The sequence below is a fragment of the Halorubrum sp. Ea1 genome (assembly GCF_002252965.1).
In the GTDB taxonomy this organism is placed as follows: Archaea; Halobacteriota; Halobacteria; order Halobacteriales; family Haloferacaceae; genus Halorubrum.
This window is the reverse complement of the sequence record NZ_NHPG01000058.1, coordinates 19,132-41,020: the sequence shown is the minus strand read 5'-3', so window position 1 is coordinate 41,020 and position 21,889 is coordinate 19,132. Positions and strand designations below refer to the sequence as shown.

At 68.9% G+C, this 21,889-nt stretch carries 24 protein-coding genes and 1 tRNA gene; 15 read left to right on the top strand and 10 right to left on the bottom strand.

What is annotated here, in order from left to right; all coding sequences use genetic code 11:
• Window positions 1–64 precede the first annotated feature (64 nt).
• Genes DJ73_RS08180 through DJ73_RS08170 form a run of 3 tightly spaced genes read right to left on the bottom strand, consistent with a single transcriptional unit; the run spans window position 65 to window position 3,010 of the window.
• Window positions 65–349, bottom strand: coding sequence for a ubiquitin-like small modifier protein 1 (locus DJ73_RS08180; protein ID WP_094523673.1), 285 nt, complete (start codon window positions 347–349; stop codon window positions 65–67).
• 22 nt (window positions 350–371) lie between these two features.
• Entirely contained in the window at window positions 372–1,712 is a 1,341-nt protein-coding gene (locus DJ73_RS08175) for a potassium transporter TrkA (RefSeq protein WP_094557745.1), read from the bottom strand.
• Window positions 1,709–3,010, bottom strand: a complete 1,302-nt coding sequence (locus tag DJ73_RS08170; RefSeq protein ID WP_094557744.1) for a potassium channel family protein — start codon at window positions 3,008–3,010, stop codon at window positions 1,709–1,711. Before DJ73_RS08170 ends, DJ73_RS08175 begins: the two co-directional genes overlap by 4 nt.
• 91 nt (window positions 3,011–3,101) lie before the next feature.
• On the opposite strand from DJ73_RS08170, the gene DJ73_RS08165 reads away from it, so the two are divergent.
• Window positions 3,102–4,277 (top strand): NAD-binding protein, encoded by a 1,176-nt coding sequence (locus tag DJ73_RS08165; RefSeq protein ID WP_094557743.1) that lies wholly within the window; start codon window positions 3,102–3,104, stop codon window positions 4,275–4,277.
• Between the two features lie 63 nt (window positions 4,278–4,340).
• Here DJ73_RS08165 and DJ73_RS08160 read toward each other — a convergent pair whose 3' ends face one another.
• The 6 genes from DJ73_RS08160 to sdhC all read right to left on the bottom strand — a co-directional run bounded on the left by DJ73_RS08160 (window position 4,341) and on the right by sdhC (window position 9,119).
• Window positions 4,341–4,976: a uracil-DNA glycosylase family protein gene (locus DJ73_RS08160; RefSeq protein ID WP_094523680.1), complete on the bottom strand. Its 636-nt coding sequence runs from the start codon at window positions 4,974–4,976 to the stop codon at window positions 4,341–4,343.
• Window positions 4,977–5,054: 78 nt separating this feature from the next.
• Window positions 5,055–5,273: a helix-turn-helix domain-containing protein gene (locus tag DJ73_RS08155; protein WP_094523682.1), complete on the bottom strand. Its 219-nt coding sequence runs from the start codon at window positions 5,271–5,273 to the stop codon at window positions 5,055–5,057.
• Between the two features lie 266 nt (window positions 5,274–5,539).
• Complete coding sequence (locus DJ73_RS08150; RefSeq protein WP_094523684.1) at window positions 5,540–7,369, bottom strand: FAD-binding protein; 1,830 nt, start codon at window positions 7,367–7,369, stop codon at window positions 5,540–5,542.
• A gap of 53 nt (window positions 7,370–7,422) precedes the next feature.
• Window positions 7,423–8,313, bottom strand: coding sequence for a succinate dehydrogenase/fumarate reductase iron-sulfur subunit (locus DJ73_RS08145; RefSeq protein WP_094523686.1), 891 nt, complete (start codon window positions 8,311–8,313; stop codon window positions 7,423–7,425).
• Window positions 8,314–8,320: 7 nt separating this feature from the next.
• A complete protein-coding gene (locus DJ73_RS08140; RefSeq protein WP_094523688.1) occupies window positions 8,321–8,692 on the bottom strand; it encodes a succinate dehydrogenase in 372 nt (123 codons plus the stop codon).
• A 1-nt stretch (window position 8,693) separates the two neighbouring features.
• Window positions 8,694–9,119: a succinate dehydrogenase, cytochrome b556 subunit gene (sdhC, locus tag DJ73_RS08135; RefSeq protein WP_094523690.1), complete on the bottom strand. Its 426-nt coding sequence runs from the start codon at window positions 9,117–9,119 to the stop codon at window positions 8,694–8,696.
• A gap of 154 nt (window positions 9,120–9,273) precedes the next feature.
• On the opposite strand from sdhC, the gene DJ73_RS08130 reads away from it, so the two are divergent.
• From DJ73_RS08130 to DJ73_RS08095, 8 genes are all read left to right on the top strand, one after another.
• Window positions 9,274–9,468 (top strand): cold-shock protein, encoded by a 195-nt coding sequence (locus DJ73_RS08130; RefSeq protein WP_092566404.1) that lies wholly within the window; start codon window positions 9,274–9,276, stop codon window positions 9,466–9,468.
• 224 nt (window positions 9,469–9,692) lie between these two features.
• A complete protein-coding gene (locus tag DJ73_RS08125; RefSeq protein WP_094557742.1) occupies window positions 9,693–10,472 on the top strand; it encodes a TetR/AcrR family transcriptional regulator in 780 nt (259 codons plus the stop codon).
• Between the two features lie 81 nt (window positions 10,473–10,553).
• Window positions 10,554–11,933: an MFS transporter gene (locus tag DJ73_RS08120; protein ID WP_094557741.1), complete on the top strand. Its 1,380-nt coding sequence runs from the start codon at window positions 10,554–10,556 to the stop codon at window positions 11,931–11,933.
• A gap of 194 nt (window positions 11,934–12,127) precedes the next feature.
• On the top strand, window positions 12,128–12,802 hold the full coding sequence (gene phoU / locus DJ73_RS08115) for a phosphate signaling complex protein PhoU (protein ID WP_094524680.1): 675 nt from the start codon (window positions 12,128–12,130) through the stop codon (window positions 12,800–12,802).
• 159 nt (window positions 12,803–12,961) lie between these two features.
• Complete coding sequence (locus tag DJ73_RS08110) at window positions 12,962–13,360, top strand: thioesterase family protein (RefSeq protein WP_094524679.1); 399 nt, start codon at window positions 12,962–12,964, stop codon at window positions 13,358–13,360.
• 90 nt (window positions 13,361–13,450) lie between these two features.
• Window positions 13,451–13,690 (top strand): glutathione S-transferase N-terminal domain-containing protein, encoded by a 240-nt coding sequence (locus tag DJ73_RS08105; protein WP_094524678.1) that lies wholly within the window; start codon window positions 13,451–13,453, stop codon window positions 13,688–13,690.
• Window positions 13,687–14,220, top strand: coding sequence for a cob(I)yrinic acid a,c-diamide adenosyltransferase (locus DJ73_RS08100; protein WP_094524677.1), 534 nt, complete (start codon window positions 13,687–13,689; stop codon window positions 14,218–14,220). The genes DJ73_RS08105 and DJ73_RS08100 overlap by 4 nt, the downstream gene beginning before the upstream one ends.
• 134 nt (window positions 14,221–14,354) lie before the next feature.
• Window positions 14,355–14,627, top strand: a complete 273-nt coding sequence (locus DJ73_RS08095; RefSeq protein WP_094524676.1) for a hypothetical protein — start codon at window positions 14,355–14,357, stop codon at window positions 14,625–14,627.
• 4 nt (window positions 14,628–14,631) lie between these two features.
• Here DJ73_RS08095 and DJ73_RS08090 read toward each other — a convergent pair whose 3' ends face one another.
• Entirely contained in the window at window positions 14,632–15,147 is a 516-nt protein-coding gene (locus DJ73_RS08090; protein WP_094526017.1) for a hypothetical protein, read from the bottom strand.
• An 83-nt stretch (window positions 15,148–15,230) separates the two neighbouring features.
• Between DJ73_RS08090 and DJ73_RS08085 the strand changes: the two genes are divergently transcribed.
• The 6 genes from DJ73_RS08085 to DJ73_RS08060 all read left to right on the top strand — a co-directional run bounded on the left by DJ73_RS08085 (window position 15,231) and on the right by DJ73_RS08060 (window position 21,859).
• Window positions 15,231–15,305: transfer RNA gene (locus DJ73_RS08085), tRNA-Val, on the top strand.
• A gap of 407 nt (window positions 15,306–15,712) precedes the next feature.
• Window positions 15,713–17,596, top strand: a complete 1,884-nt coding sequence (locus tag DJ73_RS08080) for an ATP-binding protein (protein ID WP_176451102.1) — start codon at window positions 15,713–15,715, stop codon at window positions 17,594–17,596.
• Window positions 17,597–17,996: 400 nt separating this feature from the next.
• On the top strand, window positions 17,997–19,286 hold the full coding sequence (locus DJ73_RS08075; protein WP_094557740.1) for an MFS transporter: 1,290 nt from the start codon (window positions 17,997–17,999) through the stop codon (window positions 19,284–19,286).
• 116 nt (window positions 19,287–19,402) lie between these two features.
• Entirely contained in the window at window positions 19,403–19,831 is a 429-nt protein-coding gene (locus DJ73_RS08070) for a dCTP deaminase (protein ID WP_094524672.1), read from the top strand.
• An 80-nt stretch (window positions 19,832–19,911) separates the two neighbouring features.
• Window positions 19,912–21,405: a carotenoid oxygenase family protein gene (locus DJ73_RS08065; RefSeq protein ID WP_094557739.1), complete on the top strand. Its 1,494-nt coding sequence runs from the start codon at window positions 19,912–19,914 to the stop codon at window positions 21,403–21,405.
• Window positions 21,406–21,553: 148 nt separating this feature from the next.
• Window positions 21,554–21,859 carry a hypothetical protein gene (locus DJ73_RS08060; RefSeq protein ID WP_094524670.1) on the top strand — a complete coding sequence of 102 codons (306 nt, stop codon included), beginning with the start codon at window positions 21,554–21,556 and terminating at the stop codon, window positions 21,857–21,859.
• Window positions 21,860–21,889: the final 30 nt, after the last annotated feature.

The window sequence follows — 21,889 nt, the reverse complement described above, 5'->3', positions numbered from 1 at the left end:
CGTGCTCGTCGTGGCCGTCGCTCATGTCGACTGATGCGACGGGCGACCGTTTGAAACGACCGATCTACCGGCCGATCGAGCCCCCGCTCACCGGCGGGAACAGCGCCAGCTCGTCGCCCTCCTCCAGCGTCGTCTCCAACCCCTCGTCGTGGCGGACGCTCCGCCCGTTCCGGAGGACGTTGATGTGGTCGGCCACCGAGCCGTCCTCGAGCACGCGCTCTCGGAGGTCGGGGTGGGCGTCGAGCAGGCCGTCGAGCGCGTCGCCGACCGTGTCCCCCGGCGACGCCTCTACCTCGACGGTGCGGCCGCCGGCGATCTCCGAGAGGTCCGCGAACAGCTTCCACTCCATACGTTGACCCCGTACGGACGCCTCAAGAGCGTTGCGTCCCTTCGCTCGGTTCGGCCTCGGCGTCGGCCCGGTCCCCGCCGTCGCCGTCGTCGCCGTCGTTCGCCGTGACGACCGACGGGTCCGCCCTCTCTCCGCCGGCGTCGGCCTCGAACCGACGGAGCGCGTCGGGTCGGCCGACCAGATACACGAGATCGCCGGCGCCGAAGGCGTACCCGCGCCGCGGGATGGGCTGTACCGCCCCGTCCCCGGGTCGGACGGCGGCGACGACGACCTCCACGTCGCCGACGGTGCTCTCGGCGAGGGCGCTGCCGGCCTCGACCGTGATCGCCGCCATCGTCTCGTCGGCGTTCCGGAGCAGCGAGGCGAACTCCCGGTCGGCCTGCGGCTCCGCCGGGAGCGTCACGATCCGATACGACTCCTCCTCGGTGAGCCCCTCGGCGTCGGACTCGTCGAGCGCGACGGTCGCCGCGTCGCCGGCGACGCCCCGGAGCTCGCCGGTGGCGACCCGCTTCGGCTCCGGATCGGTGCGCCACAGCTGGACCGTGTCGCCGGCGGTCGCGTTGTTCGGCGGGTCAGCGGCCACGGCGACCGCGGCGGATCCGGGCGCGAGCGTCGGTCCGAGCCCCGCCGCCCGGGAGCCGACCGCGAAGTACTCGATCTCACCGTCGTCGGTGACGTCGACGTCCACGTAGCCGACGCCGTGGTCGCTCTTCACTCGCTCGACGAGCCGTTCGCGGAGCTCCTCGCCGGAGAGCTTCCGCGCGAACAGCAGCGTCTTCTCGGCCATCTCGGCCTTCTTCTCCGGCGACACCGGGTCGTAGGTGTCCATGTCGCGGATCTCCTCGGCCACCGGGAGCGTGACGGCCGTGAACCGGCCGACGGCCCGGACGATACCGGTCAGCTCGCCCTCCAGCTGCCTGGCCCCCGAGAGCGCGAACACGTCGACCGCGAGCCGGTCGCCGACGTACCGGCCGCCCGGTGCGAACACCGCCGCGACGCCGAGCGAGACGACGTTGAACAAGACGCTCTCCGGTTCGAGCAGCGACGGGCTCTCGCCGGCCGCGATCGCCCCGAGCGAGGTCGTGTTGAGGTACAGCGCGACGACGGAGACGCCGAGCAGGACGGTGACCCCCTCCGGGATCTCGTCCCGGAAGTACCACCGGTACGTCAGCGCCGCCGCGCCGGCGACGAGGACCGAGAGGACCGCGAAGGTGACGAGCGTGACCGCCGCCTGTTGCGGACGCGCGAAGCCGACGTCGACCGGGGGTGCGACGGCGACTTGGGGCGCGACGGCGACGAGGGCGCCGACGAGAGCCTCATGACCCGCGCCGGTCGCCGCGGCCGCCGCCTCCGCCGCGGTCATCGCGCGGCCTCCGCGAACCGGTCGAGGGCGTCGCGGCTCCCCACGACGAACAGGTCGTCCTCGGCGGAGAGGCGCTGCGAGCCGCCGGGGGCGATACTCCAGGAGTCGTGCCGCGCCGCGAGGACGGCGACGTCGTACGCCTCCCGAACCCCCACCTCGCCGATGGTGTGACCGTCGAGGGGGCCGCCGGGGACGACGGACACCTTACGGAACCGCTTCCCCGCGCGGCGCAGCAGCGTCGTGAGCTCGTACTCCCGGCGGGTGCCGCGGGAGAGGACGAGGACGCGCCCCCGACCCGCGCGCAGGAGCGCGCTCGCCTCCGGCCGCTCGACGGCGACCGTCACTCGCCCCTCTCCCCCGGTCGTCGTCGGCGCGCTCGCGGTCGTCGGGGCGGGGGGCGCCTCGCCGCCGTCCGTCCGCGGCCCGCCGTCCCCGCGCGGCTCCCCGTCGCTCCGCGCGGCATCGGTCCCGGGGAGGTCGTCTCCGGGCCGCCCGCCGCCGGTCGCCGGCGTCCCCGCGCCCGGCTCCGGCTTCCCGCTCGTCCTCGCGGCCAGGACGGTCCCGTCCACGCTGAGGCCGGACGCGAGCACGCGCACGACATCGCCGCGGGCGATCCCGGTCGGGACGAGCGCCGGCACCGACACCGCGCGCTTCCCCTCCGGGACCCGCTTCGACAGCGCTCCGGTCGGCGGCGCCGCGGCCACCGTCGCGTTGGCGCGTTCGTCGATCCGCACGGCGACGTCAGCCAGGTCGAGCTCGGTCCGGAGCCGCTCCGCGAACCGGTCTTCAAGCTCGACGAGCGGGAGGTCGGCCGGGAACGTCCACTCGCCGTCGACGATCGCGCCCCGGGTCTCGGCCGGCAGCGGCGGGTACCCCTCCATGTCGTTCACATCGCCGGCGACGTCGACGGTGACCCGACCCCGACCGCCGACCAGCTCGACGACGTCCGTCGAGAGGGTCCGGTCGCGGAGCTGTTGGAGCGAGATCCGCTTCGGGACGGTGGCGCCGAGCTTGTCCCCTTGGGCGTGCGCGTACAGCGAGATCATCAGGACCACCACGATGGCCGTGAGGACCGCCGGCGCGCGCTCGGACGAGCGGATCGTCTCGTCGTTGAGCGCGAGCAGGCCGCCGTTGATGCCGGCGATCGCGAGCGCGAGGACGACGACCCCGAGCCCGGGAATTGTCACCCCGGTGACGTACTTGAACACGAATCCGAGCACCCCGGAGACCAGCGCGGGCAGGATCCCCGTGATGATCCCGAGGTAGATCCCGAAGACGACCTCGACGGGCAGTGACATACGCCCCACACTCGGCGGTGAGGTTAAACCCCTGTCGCCGCCGCCGCTCCGCCCTCGCGGGGTTTAAGTCAAGCCTCGGCGACGGGCCGGTATGGAGCTGACCCGCGACTGGGTGACCGTGCGGGCGTCCATCGCCCTGACGTTCGCGGTCGCGGTCCTGTCGATCCTCGCCGGACTCGCCCAGATCGGCGGGCTCGGCGTCGACGGGCCGCTCGCCCCTCCCGTCCCCGACGTCGTCCGCCAGACGGTCGGATTCACGGGGACGATCACCGGCTTCGCGATGCTCGGCAGCGGCTTCGCGCTGAAGAACGGCTACCGGGTGGGTTGGCACTCCACGGCGGTCCTGCTGCCCCTGACCGCGATTCAGGGGCTGATGCAGGCGTCGGTGCTGTCGTTCCCGCTGGTCGCGCTGTCGGTCCTGTCGGTGCCCCCGCTCGTCTACAACCGCGGACGGTTCGACAGGCGCTTCTCCCCGTCGCCGACGCAGCTCGCGGCGGGCGCAGCGCTCGTGACGGCCGTCTCGTACGGAACGGTCGGTACGTACGCGCTCCGCGACCAGTTCAACGGGGTGGAGACGATCGTCGACGCCTTCTATTTCACCGTCGTCACCGCCTCCACGGTCGGCTACGGCGACGTGACGCCGGAGGCCGGCGCGGCCGCCGACATCGCCCAGCTGTTCGTGCTCTCCTCGCTCGTGATGAACGTCGCCGCGTTCGCGGTGGCGCTCGGGGTCCTCCTCACGCCCGCCATCGAGGCGCAGCTCTCCAAGGCGCTCGGAAAGATGACAGACAGACAGATAGACCTCCTCGACGACCACGTCCTCGTGCTCGGCTACGGGGACCTGACGGAACCGATACTCGAAGAACTCGACGAGCGCGACGGCGTCGATTACGCCGTGGTGACGCCGGACGAGACGGCCGCCCGGCGGCTCGCCGACCACGAGGTCCCGGTGTACACCGCGGACCCCAGCGACGTGGAACCGCTCGAACGGGTCAACCTCGACGGCGCCCGCGCGGTCGTCGTCGCGACCGAGGACGACGCGCGCGACGCGCTCGCCATCCTTACCGCCCGCCAGCTCAACCCAGACGTGCGGATCGTCGCGGCGGTGACGCAGCGCGAAAACGTGGACAAGCTCCGCCGCGCCGGCGCCGATCAAGTGATATCCCCGTCGACACTCGGCGGCCACATCCTCATCGACTGCGCGTTCGGGGCGGACAGCCGGGACGCGACCGAGGAGATCCTCCGCGACGTCGACCTCGAAGACTGACGGCGGTTCGCGGCACCGGTAGATCGCTGTACCGGCGGTTCGCGACGCCCCGGAATTCGGTTGTCAGCGGCTCTGCCGGCCCTTCGTCTGCCGGTAATCCCGGCTCAACACGTTCTCGCGCATGTGATCGCGAAAAGCGTCGGCCTCGGCGTCGGTCATCGACTCCGGCTCCTTCATCGGCACCAGCTCGAACCCACGGCCGCGGATGGTCGTCGCGTGCTCGGCGTCGACGTCGAAGGAGTCGGGGCGCCGCGTCGTGTACTCGACCGCGAGTTCGCGGAGCGGCCGCTCCCCGACGGGGACGATGATCTGCGGGTTGATCATCCGGATCTCCGCGTTGAGGAACGGCTCGCAGGTGTCGACCTCGCGGTCGGTCGGCTCGCGCTCCGGGTGTCGGCAGCGCGTCAGGCTCGTGAAGAAGACGTTCTGAACGTCCGGCTCCGCCGCGTCCGGCGACGAGCGCACGAACCCGAGGTCGGCGAAAATGGACTGGACCCGCTCGCCGCCCTCCGCGCCCGTGAACGGGACGCCGTTCTCCTCGGCGGCCGCGGTCGGCCCGGTCCCGACGACGAGGAACTCGGCGCCCACGTCACCGTACCCGTGGACGACGCGCTCCCGCGCGTCACACAGCTCGGGGCAGTTCTCGCAGGCCGTGTCCATCCCGAACGGGTTCCGGAACTCCTGTTGATTCGCGTCCACGGACGTACTGCGTCCCGCGAGCCCCTAAACGCTCCGCTGGGGGGTCGCGGAGTCTTCAGAACGCGGCGGGGCGAGGGCTCAGTTCAGCTGGTAGGATTCGCCGTCGCAGTCGACCATCCCCTCTCGCTTGAGGGTCTTCAGGATGCTGTACAGCGAGATCTTCTTCATCCCGAGCGAGTCGCCCATCTCCGAGACGGTCGCGTCGCCGTTCGTCGTCAGGTACAGGTACACGAGCTTCGCGCGGGGCGACTGCAGCTCCGACGGCAGGGCCGGCGCCGCGGTGCGTGTCTCTAACATCTTGTCCGAAGCGTCGAGTTCGACGATAATAAATCCCCTATTCAACGATCGTCGTAATCGATCGGAACGGTAACGAGACGGTTCCTATCGGCCAAAAACGACAGTTCGTCGATCGCGAGATCGCCGCGCAGAGAGTGTCGACGCCGGAACGCGCCGACTCTTTCGACCGACGACGGATAGGAGACCGTGAACGATCCGGAACGATCGTGCCCGACCCGGTCGCCCCGGGGCGACCGGGTCGGCGCGATCGCGTCGCGTCCGACGGCTCAGTACGACCGGCTCTTCGGCTCGTACGTCTTGTTCTCGCCCTCGAGGATCGTCGGCTTATACCACAGCTCCGGCTCGCCGTCGTTCCACGAGACGAGCGTGTGCTTCAGCCAGTTCTCGTCTTTGCGTTCTTGGTGTTCCTTCCGCCAGTGAGCGCCGCGGAACTCCTTGCGCGCGAGCGCGCCCATCGTGAGCGCCTCGGCGATGTCGAGGATGTTCCGCGTCTCCATCGTGTGGATCAGGTCGGTGTTGAACGTCCGTGACGGGTCAGAGACGGCGACGTCCTTGTACGCCTCCCGCGCCTCGCGGAGGTCGCCGAGCGTCTCCTCGAGCCGGCCCTCCTCGCGGAACACGTTGACGTTGGCCGTCATCGTCTCTTGGACCTTCGAGCGGATCTCCGCGTGGTTGCGGCCCCTGCGCGCGAGGAGCTCGTCGACTCGGTCCTTGGCGCGCTCGACGGTGGCACCGAGGACGCTCTCGGCGTCGGACGCCACCGCGCCGCCGTCGGCCGCGGCGGGGCCCTTCCCGCCCGTCTCGCCGACCTCGATCTCGAACTCGTAGTCGGCGGCCTCCCACTCGCCGTCTTTCCCGGTCGTGACCTTTGCCTCGCCCATGTCCTCGCCGGCGGCGTGACGACCGGCGCGCTTGCCGAAGACGATGAGCTCCGGGAGCGCGTTGCCGCCGAGGCGGTTCGCGCCGTGGACCGACGCGCAGGCGCACTCGCCGGCGGCGTACAGCCCGTCGATGGCGGTTTCGCCGTGCTCGTTCGTCTCGATGCCGCCCATCGCGTAGTGCTGACCGGGCTTGACGGGCATCGGCTCCGTGAGCCCGTCGGCGCCCTCGAAGTCCTCCGCGAGGTGGAGGATGTTCTCCAGCCGGTCGAGGATGCGCTCCTCGCCCAAGTGGCGCATGTCGAGGTGGACGTACTCGTCCTCGATGCCGCGCCCCTCGTTGACCTCGGTCAGCTCGGCGCGGGAGACCACGTCGCGGGAGGCGAGCTCGCCGTCGTTGTTCGCGTAGCCGTGCTCGAACATGAACCGCTCGCCCTCGCTGTTGTAGAGGATGCCGCCCTCGCCGCGGACCCCCTCCGATATCAGGACCCCCGTCGACGGCAGCGTGGTCGGGTGGAACTGGATGAACTCCATGTCCTCCATCGGGACGCCGGCGCGGTACGCCATCGCGACGCCGTCGCCGGTGTTCGCGACCGCGTTGGTGGTGTGGTCGAACACCTGCCCCATCCCCCCCGTCGCGAGGATGACGCCGTTGTCGGCGCGGAAGCCGCTGACCTCGCCGCTCTGGATGTCGTAGGCGACGACGCCGTGGCAGGTGCGGTCGGCCGGGTCGTCCTCGTCGGTGACGGCGAGGTCCATCACGTGCCACTCGTCGTACACCGTAACGCCGCGTTTGACCACCTGCTCGTACATCGTGTGGAGCATCTGGTGGCCGGTCTCGGCGCCGGCGTACGTCGTCCGGGGGAACGAGAGCCCGCCGAACGGGCGCTGGGAGACGCGACCGTCCTCCTCGCGGGAGAACGGCATTCCCCAGTGTTCCAGCTGGATGACCTCCTCCGGGCTCTCCTGACAGAGCGCCTCGACCGCCGGCGCGTCGCCGAGGTAGTCCGACCCCTTCATGGTGTCGTATGCGTGGTCCTGCCAGGAGTCGGCGTCGCGCAGCGCCGCGTTAATTCCTCCCTCGGCCGCGCCCGTGTGCGAGCGGACCGGGTGCAGTTTCGAGACGATGGCCACGTCGGCCCCGGCTTCCTGTGCTGCGATCGCCGCCCGGAGTCCCGCCCCCCCGGCGCCGACAACGATGACGTCGTGTTCGTGCATTGTGGTTATGATAGTCGGTTGGTTCCGAATGCCCTTGAGAGTGTCTCCCGCCGTTACCAGAACTTCAGGTTGTTCTTCACCGCTTCGCGCTTCAGCTCCTGGATGTGCTCGGTGAGGGGGATGTCCTTCGGGCACACTTCGGTACAGGAGAACTGGGTCTGACACCGCCAGACGCCGTGCTCCTGCTCGATGATCTCCAGCCGCTTCTGTTTCATCTCCTCGCCCTCGCGCTCGTCCATGGCGAACCGGTACGCCTTGTTGATCGCGGCGGGCCCGAGGTACTCGTTGTCGCCGGCAGCGATGTTACACGAGGACATGCACGCGCCGCACCAGATGCAGCGCGTCGACATCTTCACCTTCTCGCGGTTCTCCCGCGTCTGGCGCTGCTCCTCCAGCTCCCCGTCGGGGTACTCGTCCGTCTGGAAGTACGGCTCGACGGCCTCCATCTGGTCGTAGAAGTGCTCCATGTCGACGACGAGGTCCTTCTCGACCTCGGCGTGCGGGAGCGGCTCGACGCGGATCGGCTCCTCGAGGTCGACGATCTGCGTCTTACACGCCAGCTTCTGGCCGCCGTTGACGAAGATGGCGTCCGAACCGCACACCGCCTGCCGACAGGAGTGACGGAACGTGAGCGAGGAGTCGTAGTTATCCCGCGAGTACATCAGGGCGTCGAGGACGGTCATCCCCTTCGTGAAGGGAACGTGGAACGTGTCGAATCGGGGCTCCTGTTTCCCCTCCACCTCCGGGTCGTATCGGAACACCTTCAGCTCGATCGTGTCCTCGTCGGCCGCGGCCTTCTCGGCCTCCTCGGCCTGTCTGCGGGCGCGTTCCTCCGCGGCCCGGCGGCGCTTCTCGGCCCGCCGTTCGTCGCCCTTGGAGGCGACGTCGGTCTCCGCTTCGGTCTCGCTCGATTCCTCGGTCTGCTTCGGTATCTGTGTGCTCATGATCGGTTCAGTAGAGTCCGATTCCCGCCCACGCGTTCGCGGTGCGCACGCCCTGAACGATCAGGACCGCGCTCGCGGCGACGAGGGTCCACTTGATGACGGTGCGTTTGGTGCCGGTGAGTCCCTGGTTGACGAGGGCGTTGTAGACGCCGTTGACCCCGTGGAACGTCGCCGTCACGAGGAAGAGGATCATCAGCGAGTAGTAGCTCAGGCTCTCCATCCGCCCCGAGCTGGCGAGGAACGACACCTCGTCAGCGTGGTGGACGAAGTGGAGCAGGAAGAAGTGGAACGCCAGCACGACGAGCAGGAACGCCGCCGTGACCCGCTGGAGCAGCCACATCCGACCGCCGGATTTGAACGAGGAGTAGCGCTCCGCCATCTCAGAACGCCCCCGCGATGAACGTCGGCACCGACGCGACGGTGATCGCTCCGGTCAGGATGAGTGACGCGTAGAAGCTCTTGTCTTGTGCGTCCAGGCCGACCCCGAGGTCGACGAGGAGGAGCCGGGTGCCGTTGAGCATGTGGAACACGGCCACCGCGAGCAGGCCGACCTCCAAGAGCCGCACCAACAGCAGGCTCTCGAGGCTGACGATCGTCTGGGTGTACACGTCCTCTCCGGCCATGATCGCGGCTTCGCTCGCGCCCGCCGCAGGGATACCGGTGCTCAACACGGCGATGTGGGTGAACAGGTATCCGATAAGCACCCAGCCCGTGAACTTATGGAAGATCCAGGCCCACATCCCCGCCTCGAACTCCCGCCACCGACTGAAGTCCTCAATGAGGCCTCGATTGTACGACTGACTCATATCTAACGGTTCCGCACTGGGGTCGTATAGTAGTTTCTAACACGGCGGGATCGACCCCGACAGCGGCCCGCCGTATCGGGGGTGTGTTTGCTCTTAACACAGAGCCCCCGCTCGCGGAAGCCTTTTATGTACTCCTCCCGCTCTTACGGACGCAATGGCGAAAGGGAAGGTTGACTTCTTCAACGACACCGGCGGCTACGGATTTATCGAGACTGACGACGCGGACGAGGACGTGTTCTTCCACATGGAGGACGTCGGCGGCCCGGACCTGGAGGAAGGTCAGGAAGTCGAGTTCGACATCGAGGAGGCGGACAAGGGTCCGCGCGCCACGAACGTCACCCGTCTGTAACCGCTGACGTCGACGTTTCGAGGTTGTATCGGCTTTTCGACCGTTCTACGCCCGTGAGCCGCCGGTCCAGTCGCGGTCCGGCGGTCGACGGTCGGGAAACGCGGCCCGACGGGCAGCGAGCGGGGGTCGGCAGTCGACGAACGGGGACCGAAGGCGACCCGCGAACCGGCCGTTCGAACCCCGACCGATAGGGATTTACCGGTCGCTGACTGACCGGTCAGTCAATGAGCGATCAGCCGAGCGCGGCCGAGGAGATCATGGACGGGGTCTACCGCGCGCTCCGCGCCCACGGCTACGCCGACGTGACGATGCAGGACATCGCCGACGAGTGCTCGAAGAGCAAGTCCCTGCTCCACTACCACTACGACACGAAGGAGGACCTGCTCGTCGCGTTCCTCGACTACGTCATCACCGACTCCGAGGCTCGGATCCGGGCTCACGCCGACGAGCCCCCGATCGAGCGGCTCGCGGGGTTCGTCGGCTGGTTCGTCTTCGAGGCCGACGCCGTCGACCGCGAGGCGTTCCACATCGCCCTCCTCGAACTCCGGACGCAGGGGCCGTTCAACGAGCGGATCCGGGAACAGCTGGTCAGGAGCGACCGCCTGCTCCGCGGCACCGTCGCCGACATCCTCGAATCGGGGATCGAGAACGGGACGTTCCGCGAGGTCGACGTCGAGGAGACGGCGGCGCTCGTGGTCGCGACGCTCGACGGCGCGCGGACCCGACAGATCACGCTCACCGGCGGGGACGGCGACGGGGCGGGCGATAGAGACGAGGCCGACGGGGCGGGCGATAGTGACGAGGCCGACGCGGACGGTGACGGCGCTACCGCCGAGGGCGGCGACGCGACGGCCGTCGACGACCTCCCCGAGCCGACATACACCCGGCGGGTCGCCGAGGCGACCCTCCAGCGGATCGTCGCGCCGCTGCTCGCCGATGGGGTGGCGCTCCCCTCGCTTGAGGACGGGATCGCCGCGATGAGCCGCGACGACGAGACGGAATGACCGCGACACCGACGCGGTCGGGGAACGGGTCGGCGCCGGAACGGCGCGAAGGAGACGCGGCGTCCCCGCGAGGTGTCTGAGATGGGACGGTTCGGCTTCGATCGCCCGCCCACCGTGCTGCTCGCTGTTATCGCCAGCACGTTCTTCGTCGGGTTCGGCGGCGGAGTCGTCTTCCCGATCCTGCCGAACCTCGGCGCCGTCCTCGGAATCTCGGCGTTCATGGTCGGCGTCATCCTCTCGGCGAACCGCTGGGTGCGGCTCGTCGCGAACGGGCCGGCCGGCGCCCTCGTCGACAGGTACGGGACGCGCAAGCCGTTCGTGTACGGACTGCTGGTCGAGGGGATCGCGACGCTCGGGTACGTCGTCGCGCTCGCGATGCCGCCGGCCGAGTCGCTCCGCCCGCTCGCGGCGGCGCTCCCGCGGGCCGCGGTCGGCGCCGTCGCGATCGGCCCGGACTGGTGGTTCGCCCCGTTGTCTGTCTTCGTCGCGCCGGAGACGTGGTTCCTCCTCGCGCGGGTCCTCTGGGGGTTCGGCTCCGCCGCGGTGTTCGCGACCGCCTACACCATCGCCGCCGACCTCTCTGACAGCGGGTCGCGCGGGACGAACATGGGCGTCGTCCGCGGCGGGATCACGATGGGGTTCCCGGCCGGGCTCGTGCTCGGCGGGATCGTCTCGTCGCTGGCGGGCAACGCGGCCGCGTTCACCGTCGCCGCCGCGTTCGCGCTCACCGCCAGCGTCGTGGCCCACCGGTACGTCCCGGAGACGCACGTCACGGGCGACCGCTCGGGGGACTCGATCAATCCGTGGGACGTCGACACCTCGGTTCCCGCGCTCACCGTCGGGCTCGTCAACTTCGGGCTCCTGTTCGCGTACATCGGCGCGCTGTTCTCCACGCTCGTGCTGTTCCTCGGCGAGAACGACATCTCCCTGTTCGGGCTCGCCCCGCAGGGGACCTCGGGGCTGTTCATGGCCGGCACCGTCGTCTCCGCCTCCTTCTTCATGATCGTCGGCGGTCGGATATCGGACACGCGGGAGTCGCGCACGCCGATCCTGTTGACCTTCCTCGTCGTTTCGTTTGTCGGGTTCCTGCTGCTCGCCCGGTCGGGATCGGTCGTCGACCTCGCGCTCGCCTGCGTCTTCATCGGCGCCGGACAGGGCGGAACGAGCGGCCCGATGATGGCGCTGCTCGCCGACCTGACCCCCGACGAGCGGATGGGGCGGGCCTCCGGGACGAACAACGTGTTCGGCGACATCGGCGGCGGGCTCGGGCCGATGGTGTCGTTACCGCTGATCGAGACGGTCGGCTTCGCGCCGATCTACGCCGCCTGCGCGGTCATGCCGCTCGCCGCGGGGGTCGCGCTGCTCGTCGGCGTTCGCCGCGAGACCGGGACGTTCCTCCCGGGGCGTACCGCCGACGACTCGGTGGACGCCGTCGACGACGCGATCGGCACGGAGTCGTAGTCGACCCCGAACTCTCGTCCGGTCCCACTCGTCAGGGATCACGGCACTCGGTCGAACGTGAGGCGGTCGAACGCGACCTCGGCCGAACCCGCCACCGTGACGCGATCGGCCCCGCGTCGATCGGTGGGAGCGAAACCGATCGTTCGGTCGGCGACGTGTTTTTATACGTCCGGTGAGGCGGATACGCCAAGACGATGCCACGCGAACAGTACCAGTCGAAGCTGGAGGAGCTCCGCGCCGACGTGCTCTACATGAGCGAGGTCGTCGCCGAGCGGCTCCGGATGGGCCTCGACGCCTTGGAGCGCCAAGACGGCGATCTGGGCGACGAGGTCATCGCCGGCGACGCCGAGATCAACGACCTGTACCTCGAACTGGAGGGGCAGTGCACCGACCTCATCGCGCTCCAGCAGCCGGTGGCGGGCGATCTGCGGTTCATCGCGGCCTCGTTCAAGATCATCACCGACCTCGAGCGGATCGCTGACCTGGCGACGAACCTCGGCGAGTACGCGAAGCAGGCCGACCGCGAGGTGTTCCCCGACGTCGACGTCCAGCGCATCGGCGACGACACGCTGACGATGTTGGAGGAAGCGATGGAGGCGTACGCGGATTCGGACCCGGACCTGTGTCACGCCGTCGCTGAGGCCGACGACGACGTCGACGCCGCCTGCGTGGCCGCGAGCGACCTCGTCGTCCGCGACCTCATCGAGCGCGACGAGCTCCGCGAGGACGCCGACGTGGAGGGAACGATGCAGAACGTCTCGCGGCTCCTCCTCACGATCCGCGACCTCGAACGCGTCGGCGACCACGCCGTCAACATCGCCGCGCGGTCGCTGTACATGATCGAGAACGACGACGAGCTGCTGTACTGACGACGGCTGCTGTACTGACGACGGCTGCTGTACTGACGACGGCTGCTGTACTGACGACGGCTGCTGTACTGACGACGCCCCCATTCCGATCGATCGCCGTCGGGAGCGGTCGCCGACCGATCCCGACGCCTACATACCGCCTCCCGCGGACGACCCGACATGAGCACGTTCACGACCGAGATCGACGTCCGCTTCCGCGACATCGACGCGATGGGTCACGTCAACAACGCCGTCTACGCGACGTACGTCGAACAGGCCCGGACGGAGTACTTCCGAGACGTCCTCGACGCCGACCTCTCCAGCGTGTCGACGGTGCTGGCGTCGCTCTCGCTCGACTTCCGTCGACCGGTCGAGCTGGCAGACGGGGCCGTGACGGTCGCGCTCGACGTGGTCGAGCTCGGCCGATCGAGCGTGACCATGACGCACGAGCTGCGAGTCGACGGTGCCGTCGTCGCCGAGGGCGAGGCGACCCTCGTCAGCCTCGACCCCGACTCCGGCGAGCCCGCGCCGGTCCCGCCGGCGTTCCGCGAGGGGATGGCGTCGTACCATGACCTGTAGCGTCTCGCGAGCGGCGACCGACTCGTCGGTCGGCGGACGGTCCCCCGCCGACACCGTACCTTCTTGCCGCCGCGCGCCGATCGGTCGATCATGGCGATTCGACTCTACGCGCTCGACGGGTGTCCGTGGTGCGAGAAGGCGGCCGACGCGCTCGACGAAGCCGGGATCGAGTACGAGACCGAGTGGGTCGACGCGCTTCACTCCGACCGCGACGAGGTGAAGCGGGTCAGCGGCCAGCGCGGCGTCCCCGTCCTGATCGACGAGGAACGCGGCGTGACGATGGCCGAGAGCGCGAACATCGTGGAGTACGTCGACCGGACCCTCGCATGACCATCTACACCGGACGCGGCGACCAGGGCGATACCGACCTCCGCGACATGAGCCGCGTGTCGAAGTCCAGCCCGCGGATCGAGGCGTACGGGACCGTCGACGAGGCGAACGCGCTGATCGGGACCGTGCGCCCGACCGGGTACGACGACCTCGACGAGCTGCTGGAGACGGTCCAGAACCACCTCCACGTGGTACAGGCCGACCTCGCGAACCCCGATCCGGACCCGGACGACCCGCAGGTCGAGCCCGAGTTGGTCGAAGCGCTCGAAGACCGGATCGACGGCTTCGACGAGGAGCTGGAGCCGCTGACCTCGTTCGTCCTGCCCGGCGGCGGCGAGTCGGGCGCGCGCCTCCACCACGCCCGGACCGTGACCCGCCGCGCCGAGCGACGGGTCGTCGAGCTCGCGCGCTCCGAGGCGATCAACGAGGCGGTGGTCTCCTACCTCAACCGCCTCTCGGATCTGCTGTTCACGCTCGGCCGGGTCGCGAACGCGCGCGACGGCGAGCCCGAGGAGTCGCCGTCGTACTGACGCTCGCGACCACTTTCTCGTGCCGTCCGCAGCGCCGCCCCGAGAGCGGACGCGCCGCGTTCCGAGCGGCCGCACCTTCCTGTCGCCTCGAAAGAGCCACAAAGAATATATCCGTCGGCTTCCAAAGGACAGATATGAGCAAGCACTTCGAAGACGCACGGTACTACCTCGGTCGCGCGGCGGAACACGCGAAGGCGGGCGTAAAAGAGGAGCTGGAGCCCGTCGAGGCTCGCGTGAAAGAGCTCGTCGGCGCCGAAGAGGAGGAGCCGGAGCCCTCGCGGCTGGACCGAATTCAGGACGACCTGAAGAAGCTGGAAGAGCGCGCGGAGGGCGAGGCCCGCGAGGCGGTCGCCTCGGCCCGAGCGCGCGTGAAGGAGTACCGCGGCCACGACGCCGCCGAGGAGTAACGATTCAATTTTCGGCGGGCTCCGTCCCGACGGTGAGCCGCTCGTCGGCCGGCACCACGGAGTACTCGACCCCCTCCCGCTCGAACAGCGCCCGGACGCGCTCGATCCCCTCCTCGGCGTCGACGTCGTTCGCCCGGTAATGACGGATCGGATGGCGGATCCACGACGGCTCCCAGTGCGCGTACACGTCGGTCGTCGAGCGGTCCGGCCCGATGTACAGCGAGAGGTGGAGCTGTGAGTCGCTCCCGAGGGCCCCGTCCGGGTACCGAACCCAGCTGGCGACGGACGTCTCCTCCGGCGTCGCGTAGTCCCGGAACTTCAGCGAGGAGACGAGGTTGCGCACGAAGCCGAGCCGATGCAGCCTCGCCTCGACGATAGTGTACGGGTCGCGGAGCGTGAGCGCGTACTGGTCGCGGGGCGTCTCCCGCTCGGCGTACAGGCCGATCGCCGACAGCGGGAGATGTAACAGGCCCGTGAGGCCCTGCCGGACGCGTTCGAGGAACCGGAGCTTGTGAGTCATAGCCGTATCGTGGGACGCCCGGGGAATGAATCCCCGCGACAAAGTAACGCTTAAGTCCGGAGGTCGGATACCTCGACACGAGCGGGTTGGTGGTCTAGCCAGGTTATGACGGCTCCTTCACACGGAGCAGGTCGGCGGTTCGAATCCGCCCCAACCCATGCACTTTCCTGCGACTCCTCAAGTAGACCACATTTCTCACGTCATGCGATTTCGGGGTGGATCTCCTTTCACTCACATTCGGCCGAGGCGTCCCGGTCTGTCACGCGCAGTGGTTACGATAACGTAGAAATGTGACCAACTGAGTGGCAATAGATCCTTCGAGGATGTCCGCTGAATGCCAGATTCCAATTGAACTGCCTAAGCTTATATTAACTACAACGGGGGACTCAAATTCATTCAGGCGATAAGAGGATGTCTGCTCGCTCCGGTCACCAGAACCACTTTACGTGTGACGGATTACATCCCGTGCATGTCGTCGTCGGGCCCTCCGAGAGACGTCTACGCTGAGACGCTCGCTGTCTTTGACAAGCGCGATGATCCCACTGAACCCCTCACGACGCCGGAGGTGGCAGACTCCCTCGATGCGGACCGGCGAGTCGTCCATGACCGCCTCGAACAACTGGTCAGCCAGGGCGACCTGGGGGCGAAAGACGTCGGTACCAATACTCAGGTTTGGTGGCGACCGCACTCTGACGGCGCGTCGGGGGTCGGTATCTCGGAAGCGACCGTCCGTCAGCTGTTCGAGAACGTCCCCGACCCTTACCTGATCGTGGAACCGGACAAATACGAGATCGTCGCCGTCAGCGACGCGTACTTGGAGGCGACCATGACCGAACGAGAGGCGATCCTCGGCCAGACGCTGTTCGAGACATTCCCCGCCGACCCCGACGACCCGAGCCCGGAAGGCGTCCCTCGGCTGCAGCGGTCGCTCAACAGGGTCACCGAGCAGCACGTGGAAGACGTCATGCCGGTGACGCACTATCCGGTTCCGGCTCAAGACGCCGCCGATGACAAGTTCGAAGACCGCTGGTGGAGTCCGGTCAACACGCCGCTGTTCGATTCAAACGACGCCCTCTCGTACATCATCCACCACGTCCAGGACGTCACGCCGCTCGTCGACGCGTTCTTGGGGGAGGATGAAATCGACCTGAGCGACGAACTCGACATCGACGCATCCCACCTCACGGCGGACATGCTCCTCCAGACTCGGAGACTCTACGAAGCGCGAGAGGAGGCGTACGAGCGGGAACGACAGCAACAGGCGGTCGCCGACCTCGGGCAGTTCGCCCTCGAGGTCGACGACCTCGACGCCCTTCTCGACGCGGCCGCCCGCAGGCTCTCCGACGCGCTCGACGCCGAGTACTGCGGCGTCTTCGACCTCCACGAGGGCTCTGAAACGCTCTTGATCCGGCAGGGGGTCGGCTGGGACGAGGACGTCGTTGGGGACGTGACGGTGTCGGCCGCTGACGCGGAGTCGCAGGCCGCGTACACCCTAGAGAACGAACATCCCATCGTCGTCGAAGACTTGCCGACCGAACCGCGGTTCAGCGGGCCGGAGTTGCCGACGGACCGCGACGTTCGGAGCTGTATCAGTACGGTCATCGGCTCACCCGATGATCCGTGGGGCATCCTCGGCGTGTACGACTCCGAGACGCAGGCGTTCAGCGAGGACGACGTCTCCTTCGTGGTCAGTGTGGCGAACGTCCTCGCGGAGGCGATCGAGCGAAAACAGTACGAGTCGGAGCTCGAACGGTCGAACGAGCGCCTCGAACAGTTCGCGTACGCCGCCTCACACGATCTCCGGGAACCTCTCCGGATGGTGTCGAGTTACCTCCGGCTCATCGAAGATCGCTACGGTGACGACCTGAACGACGAAGCTCGGGAGTTCCTCGACTCCGCCGTGGGCGGGGCCGAACGGATGCGGGATACGATCGAGGGGCTGCTGCAGTACTCCCGCGTGGAGACAGAGGGAGAGCCGCTGTGTCCGGTTGACCTCGACGACGTGGTCGCGGACGTCTTGCGGGACCTCGAAGTCCAGATCGGCGAGTGCGACGCCGATGTCGAGGTCGGGGAGCTCCCCCGAGTGATGGGGGACGCGAGCCAACTCCGACAGGTCTTCCAGAACTTGCTGTCGAACGGGCTGCGGTACAGCGGAGACCGGCCGCCGCGAGTACGCATCTCGGCCGAGCGGGACGGTCGGGAGTGGGCGGTGTCGGTCGAGGACGAGGGGATCGGAATCGATCCGACGGACCAAGACCGGGTGTTCGAAGTGTTCCAACGGGTAGAACCGCGCGACGACTACGACGGGTCGGGCATCGGGTTGGCGATGTGTAGACGCATCGTCGAACGCCACGGGGGCGACATCTGGGTGGACTCCGAACCCGGTGAGGGCGCGACGTTCTCCTTCACTCTCCGCGGGGTCTCGGGGTCGGAGTGTCGACTCTCGTGACACCCCGCGAGAGGCGATTCCCAGAACGCCACACCACCGAGAGGCGAGGAGTGCGGCGTCCCTACGGCCGACACCTCGATCGGCGCGTGAAGTCGGCGTCGCGGTTCCGAGCCCGCGTTCCGCTCGGGGTTCGCTGATCGGGCCGACGCTCCGGTGGCGGATCGAGGCCTCGCGTGTCAGACGCGGTAGACGTGGCATGAGAGTTATGGGTGGGTCGGCGTGTGCCGCGATGATAGCTGCTGGGATGTGGACTATTGAGCGGTATGTGCCTGAGAATCGCGTCGAGGCGGGTTGTCAAACGGCGTGACGGGCACTCAAACCCGGTCGCTCGAATCCAGCAGCCCCCGCCGGGTCTGCCGGCCTTTTATACCCGTACCCGCTACATCGTCCACCGCGACTCATGGCCCTCGGAGATTCGGTGCGGCTCCTGCGCGACGCGGAGTTCGGGTCGCTGGCCGGCACCGCCTTCGCGCGCAGTCAGGCGTACTCGACGATCCTGATCGCGCTGGCACTGTACGCGGACCTGTTCGGGACCACCGGGTTCGTCGAGGGCCTGTTCGGCACCGCCTTCGCGGTCGTCCAGCTGATCGTCGTGCTCCCCCTCGGGCGCGCGGTCGACACGGGGAACGCGAAGCGGTATCTGCTCGCCGGCTTCCTGATAAACGTCGCCGCCTTCGTCGGGTTCGCCTTCGTGGGCAACCCGCTCCACATCATTCTGGTCCGGATGGTGCAGGGGCTCGGGGCGAGCCTGCTCTGGATCACGGGTGCGACGGTCATCGGCGAGATCAGCCCCGACGACGACCAGGGGCTCTGGCTCGGCTCGTACAACCAGTTCGCTTCCGTCTCCTCGCTCGCGGGCGACCTCCTCGGCGGCTACCTCCTGTACGCCTACGGGTTCACCGAGGCGTACGCGGTCCTCTCGCTCATCACGCTCGGCGCGTTCCTGCTGGTGTGGCGCTTCCTCCGCGACGATCCCGGCGGTCAGAAGAGCCCGGAGGAGTCGGGCGGGGTCGAGACGTTCCGGTCGCTGCTCGCGCTCCCGATGCTCCGGTCGCTGGTCGTCTTCCGGTTCACGTTCAGCGTCGGCAAGATGGCCGTGATCATCTTCCTCCCGATATACGCGCGGACCTCGTTCGGCATCTCGGCGTTCGCCATCGGCTGGATCATGGCCGGCGGGAAGGCGACGAAGGCGGTCACGCAGGGGTTCGTCGGCGGGCTCACCGACGAGTACGGCCGCCGCCACGGGTTCGTCGCGCTCGGCGCGCTCCTGTACGGCGTCGGCACCGCGGCCATCCCGCTGGCGGCGTACTTCGACGGGACGGTCGCGCCGGTGACGGTGTCGTACCTCGGCGACTCACAGACGCTCGGCGGCGCATTCTTCGCGCTGTTTGGCGCGTACTCGCTGCTCGGGATCGCCGACTCGATCCGGCTGCCCGCGAGCATGTCTCTGTTCGTCGACGAGGGCGAGCGTCGCGAGTCGGTCGCGAGCGCCATGTCGCTGCGCTCCATCTCTTGGAAGGTGGGACAGGTCGTCGGTCCGGTCATCGTCGGGACGACGATGGACTTCACCACGACGGAGACCGGATTCCTGCTCGCGGCCGGGTTCATCTGCTTCGCCACGGCGCTGTTCGTCCTCCAGTCGCGCCGCGCCGCGGCGACCGGGGTTCCGGCGGGTCGGACCGCCGACTGACCGACGCGGCCGCGGCGTCGGCCGCGTGGCCCGCGCACGTCCCGTGGCCCACGCACGTCCCGTGGCCCGTGTACGCCGCGTGATTTTACGTCGCTTCGGCGGCAAGGGGCCAACCGATGTCGCCGTACGCGACCCACATCGACGGACTCGTGCACGAACCGACGCAGACCGAGGGCGACGGCGTCGACCTGACCGTCGCCGAGGTCTACGAGATAACCGGGCCGGGACGCGTCGACTTCGGCGGGGGCGAGCTCGAGGCAGCGAGCGCCGAGCCGCACGAGCGGGAGAAGCGCGACCCCGAAGACGAGTACGAGTGGTGGTCGCTCGACCCGGGCACGTACCTTATCGAGCATAACGAGTCGATCGCCGGGAACGACCTTCGGTTCGCGGTCCAGACGCGGGACGCGCTGCTGGAGCGGGGCGCCTTCCACCCGACGCTCCGCGTCACGGAACTCCCGCGGGTCCCGCTATCGGTCGGCGGCGCCGGGATCCGGATCAAGGAGAACGCCCGCGTCTCGACCGTCCTCGACGCCGACCCGGCGTGAGCCGTCCGCGCCGGGATTGGCGGCTCGGTTCGCCTCGCGCCGCCGTCAGACCTTAGCCCGCCGCGCCCCCGGGATCGGTCATGGACTCGCACGCCGGGTTCCACTCGCTCCGCGAGGAGACCGACGCGTCGGTTCCGGTGCGCGGCGACCTGCCCAAGTGGCTCCGGGGGAGCCTGATCCGGAACGGCCCCGGGGCGTTCTCCTTCCCGGGCGGGAGCGAGGTGGACCACTGGTTCGACGGGCTGGCGATGCTGTACCGATTCACCTTCGACCCGGGCGACGACGCCGGTTCGGTCGCCGGGGGCGACGGCGGCGCCGTCCACTACCGCAACCGCTTCCTCCGGACCGACGCGTACGAGGCGGCGACGAGCGGCGAGTTCGAGGGCGGGTTCGCCACGGGCGAGACGACCCTCCGCTCGCGGCTGGCGACGTTTCTCACGGAGCCGTACGACAACACGAACATCATCGCCGAGCGCGTCGGCGACGCGTACGTCGCGCTGACCGAGTCGCCGAGGGGGGTCGGGTTCGACCCGGACACGCTCGAAACGACGGGTGCCGTCGACCGCGACGGCGACGCGCCGAGCGGACAGCTCTCGTGCGCCCACTTCAAGCGCGACCCGGCGACCGGCGCGCTCGTCACCGTCGACACCGAGTTCGGTCGGACCAGCCGGTACCACGTCACCGCGTGGACCGCCGACGGCGATCGGCGCCACGTCGGGAGCGTCGAGACCGACCGTCCGGCGTACATGCACAGCTTCGCGCTCACGCCACGGTACGTCGTGTTGACGGAGTTCCCGCTTCGGCTCGACCCGCGCCGGTTCCTGAAGCCCGGCCGACAGCCGCCGTTCATCGAGCAGTTCGAGTGGGAACCCGAGCGCGGGACGCGGATCGTCGTGCTCGACCGGACGACGGGGGCGGTCGTCGCGGAGCCGACCGCGGACCCGCTCTTCGGCTTCCACCACGTCAACGCCTTCGAGCGGGAGGGCGGGGACGAGGTCGTCTTCGACCTGGAGACGGTCCCGGACGCGGCCGCCATCGACTCGTTATACCTGGAGAACGTCCGCGCCGGCGAGATGGACGCCATCGCGGGTCGGATCGAGCGGTTCACCGTCGACCTCGGGTCCGACACCCGTACGGGGAGGTACGGCGGCGGTTCCGACGCCGACGTGGCTCGCGAGACCCTCTCCGCCGAGGGGAGCGCGCTGCCGACGTGTTCGCCCGCGCGGTGGTGTCGCGAGCATCGGTACGTCTACGCGATGGGCATGGACGCCCCGGTCACCGAGTGGGCGCGCCGGGTCCTGAAGCTGGACGCCGAGACGGGAACCGTCCGGACCTTCGACTCGGGCGGCGACTACTTCGGCGAGCCGATATTCGTGCCGGCCCCCGACGGAGAGAGCGAGGAAGACGGGGTCGTGCTCACGGTGGCGCTCGACGTCGACGCCGACCGGTCGCGTCTGCTCGTCCTCGACGGCGAGACGCTCGCGGAGCGCGCCCGGGCGACGCTGCCGCACGCGGTCCCCTTCGACTTCCACGGTCGGTACTTCCCGGAACTCCGGGCGGCCCACGGCGAATAAGCCCCGTCCGGACGGACGCTCGCGGTCGGTTCGACGGCGGGTCGCGACCGCCTCGACCGCGGCCGTCTCGGTATCTCTCAATACCGTTCTATCGCCGTATGTCGGCCTCATAGTTCGTTTTATGGGCGCTGCTCGGTACGGATGTTCCATGGGAGCGACCGACGGCGTTCGTCGGCGGTGCAGGGTAGCGGCGGAACCGAACGGCGACGGCGCGGTGACGCTGTACGGTGCCGACGGGCGAACATACCAGGTCATCGACGCGAGCGACGCGGTTCGCGGTCGGCTGCGAGAACTGCGCCTCGGAGACGCCGTCACGGCCGTCCTCGAACCGGTCCGCTGCCGCGGCGACGGCTGGCGGCTCCTTCGGCTCGACGGCGAGGCCCCGCGAACCCGGGCCTCCGAGGGACCGGCGTCCGCCCCGGAAGGGCGGTTCGCCGCGCGACAGGAGCCCTGACCCGGCACGCTCGGAGGCGACCGCCCGCCC

Bases quoted from the DNA above. Each gene is read 5' to 3' on its own strand.
- DJ73_RS08120 (WP_094557741.1), top strand. From the start codon at position 10,554: ATGGGACGGTTCGGCTTCGATCGCCCGCCCACCGTGCTGCTCGCTGTT.
- DJ73_RS08105 (WP_094524678.1), top strand. From the start codon at position 13,451: ATGGCGATTCGACTCTACGCGCTCGACGGGTGTCCGTGGTGCGAGAAG.
- DJ73_RS08125 (WP_094557742.1), top strand. From the start codon at position 9,693: ATGAGCGATCAGCCGAGCGCGGCCGAGGAGATCATGGACGGGGTCTAC.
- phoU (WP_094524680.1), top strand. From the start codon at position 12,128: ATGCCACGCGAACAGTACCAGTCGAAGCTGGAGGAGCTCCGCGCCGAC.
- DJ73_RS08070 (WP_094524672.1), top strand. From the start codon at position 19,403: ATGTCGCCGTACGCGACCCACATCGACGGACTCGTGCACGAACCGACG.
- DJ73_RS08075 (WP_094557740.1), top strand. From the start codon at position 17,997: ATGGCCCTCGGAGATTCGGTGCGGCTCCTGCGCGACGCGGAGTTCGGG.
- DJ73_RS08175 (WP_094557745.1), bottom strand. From the start codon at position 1,712: ATGACCGCGGCGGAGGCGGCGGCCGCGGCGACCGGCGCGGGTCATGAG.
- DJ73_RS08060 (WP_094524670.1), top strand. From the start codon at position 21,554: ATGGGAGCGACCGACGGCGTTCGTCGGCGGTGCAGGGTAGCGGCGGAA.
- DJ73_RS08155 (WP_094523682.1), bottom strand. From the start codon at position 5,273: ATGTTAGAGACACGCACCGCGGCGCCGGCCCTGCCGTCGGAGCTGCAG.
- DJ73_RS08090 (WP_094526017.1), bottom strand. From the start codon at position 15,147: ATGACTCACAAGCTCCGGTTCCTCGAACGCGTCCGGCAGGGCCTCACG.
- DJ73_RS08065 (WP_094557739.1), top strand. From the start codon at position 19,912: ATGGACTCGCACGCCGGGTTCCACTCGCTCCGCGAGGAGACCGACGCG.
- sdhC (WP_094523690.1), bottom strand. From the start codon at position 9,119: ATGAGTCAGTCGTACAATCGAGGCCTCATTGAGGACTTCAGTCGGTGG.
- DJ73_RS08180 (WP_094523673.1), bottom strand. From the start codon at position 349: ATGGAGTGGAAGCTGTTCGCGGACCTCTCGGAGATCGCCGGCGGCCGC.
- DJ73_RS08110 (WP_094524679.1), top strand. From the start codon at position 12,962: ATGAGCACGTTCACGACCGAGATCGACGTCCGCTTCCGCGACATCGAC.
- DJ73_RS08165 (WP_094557743.1), top strand. From the start codon at position 3,102: ATGGAGCTGACCCGCGACTGGGTGACCGTGCGGGCGTCCATCGCCCTG.
- DJ73_RS08130 (WP_092566404.1), top strand. From the start codon at position 9,274: ATGGCGAAAGGGAAGGTTGACTTCTTCAACGACACCGGCGGCTACGGA.
- DJ73_RS08150 (WP_094523684.1), bottom strand. From the start codon at position 7,369: ATGCACGAACACGACGTCATCGTTGTCGGCGCCGGGGGGGCGGGACTC.
- DJ73_RS08095 (WP_094524676.1), top strand. From the start codon at position 14,355: ATGAGCAAGCACTTCGAAGACGCACGGTACTACCTCGGTCGCGCGGCG.
- DJ73_RS08100 (WP_094524677.1), top strand. From the start codon at position 13,687: ATGACCATCTACACCGGACGCGGCGACCAGGGCGATACCGACCTCCGC.
- DJ73_RS08140 (WP_094523688.1), bottom strand. From the start codon at position 8,692: ATGGCGGAGCGCTACTCCTCGTTCAAATCCGGCGGTCGGATGTGGCTG.
- DJ73_RS08170 (WP_094557744.1), bottom strand. From the start codon at position 3,010: ATGTCACTGCCCGTCGAGGTCGTCTTCGGGATCTACCTCGGGATCATC.
- DJ73_RS08145 (WP_094523686.1), bottom strand. From the start codon at position 8,313: ATGAGCACACAGATACCGAAGCAGACCGAGGAATCGAGCGAGACCGAA.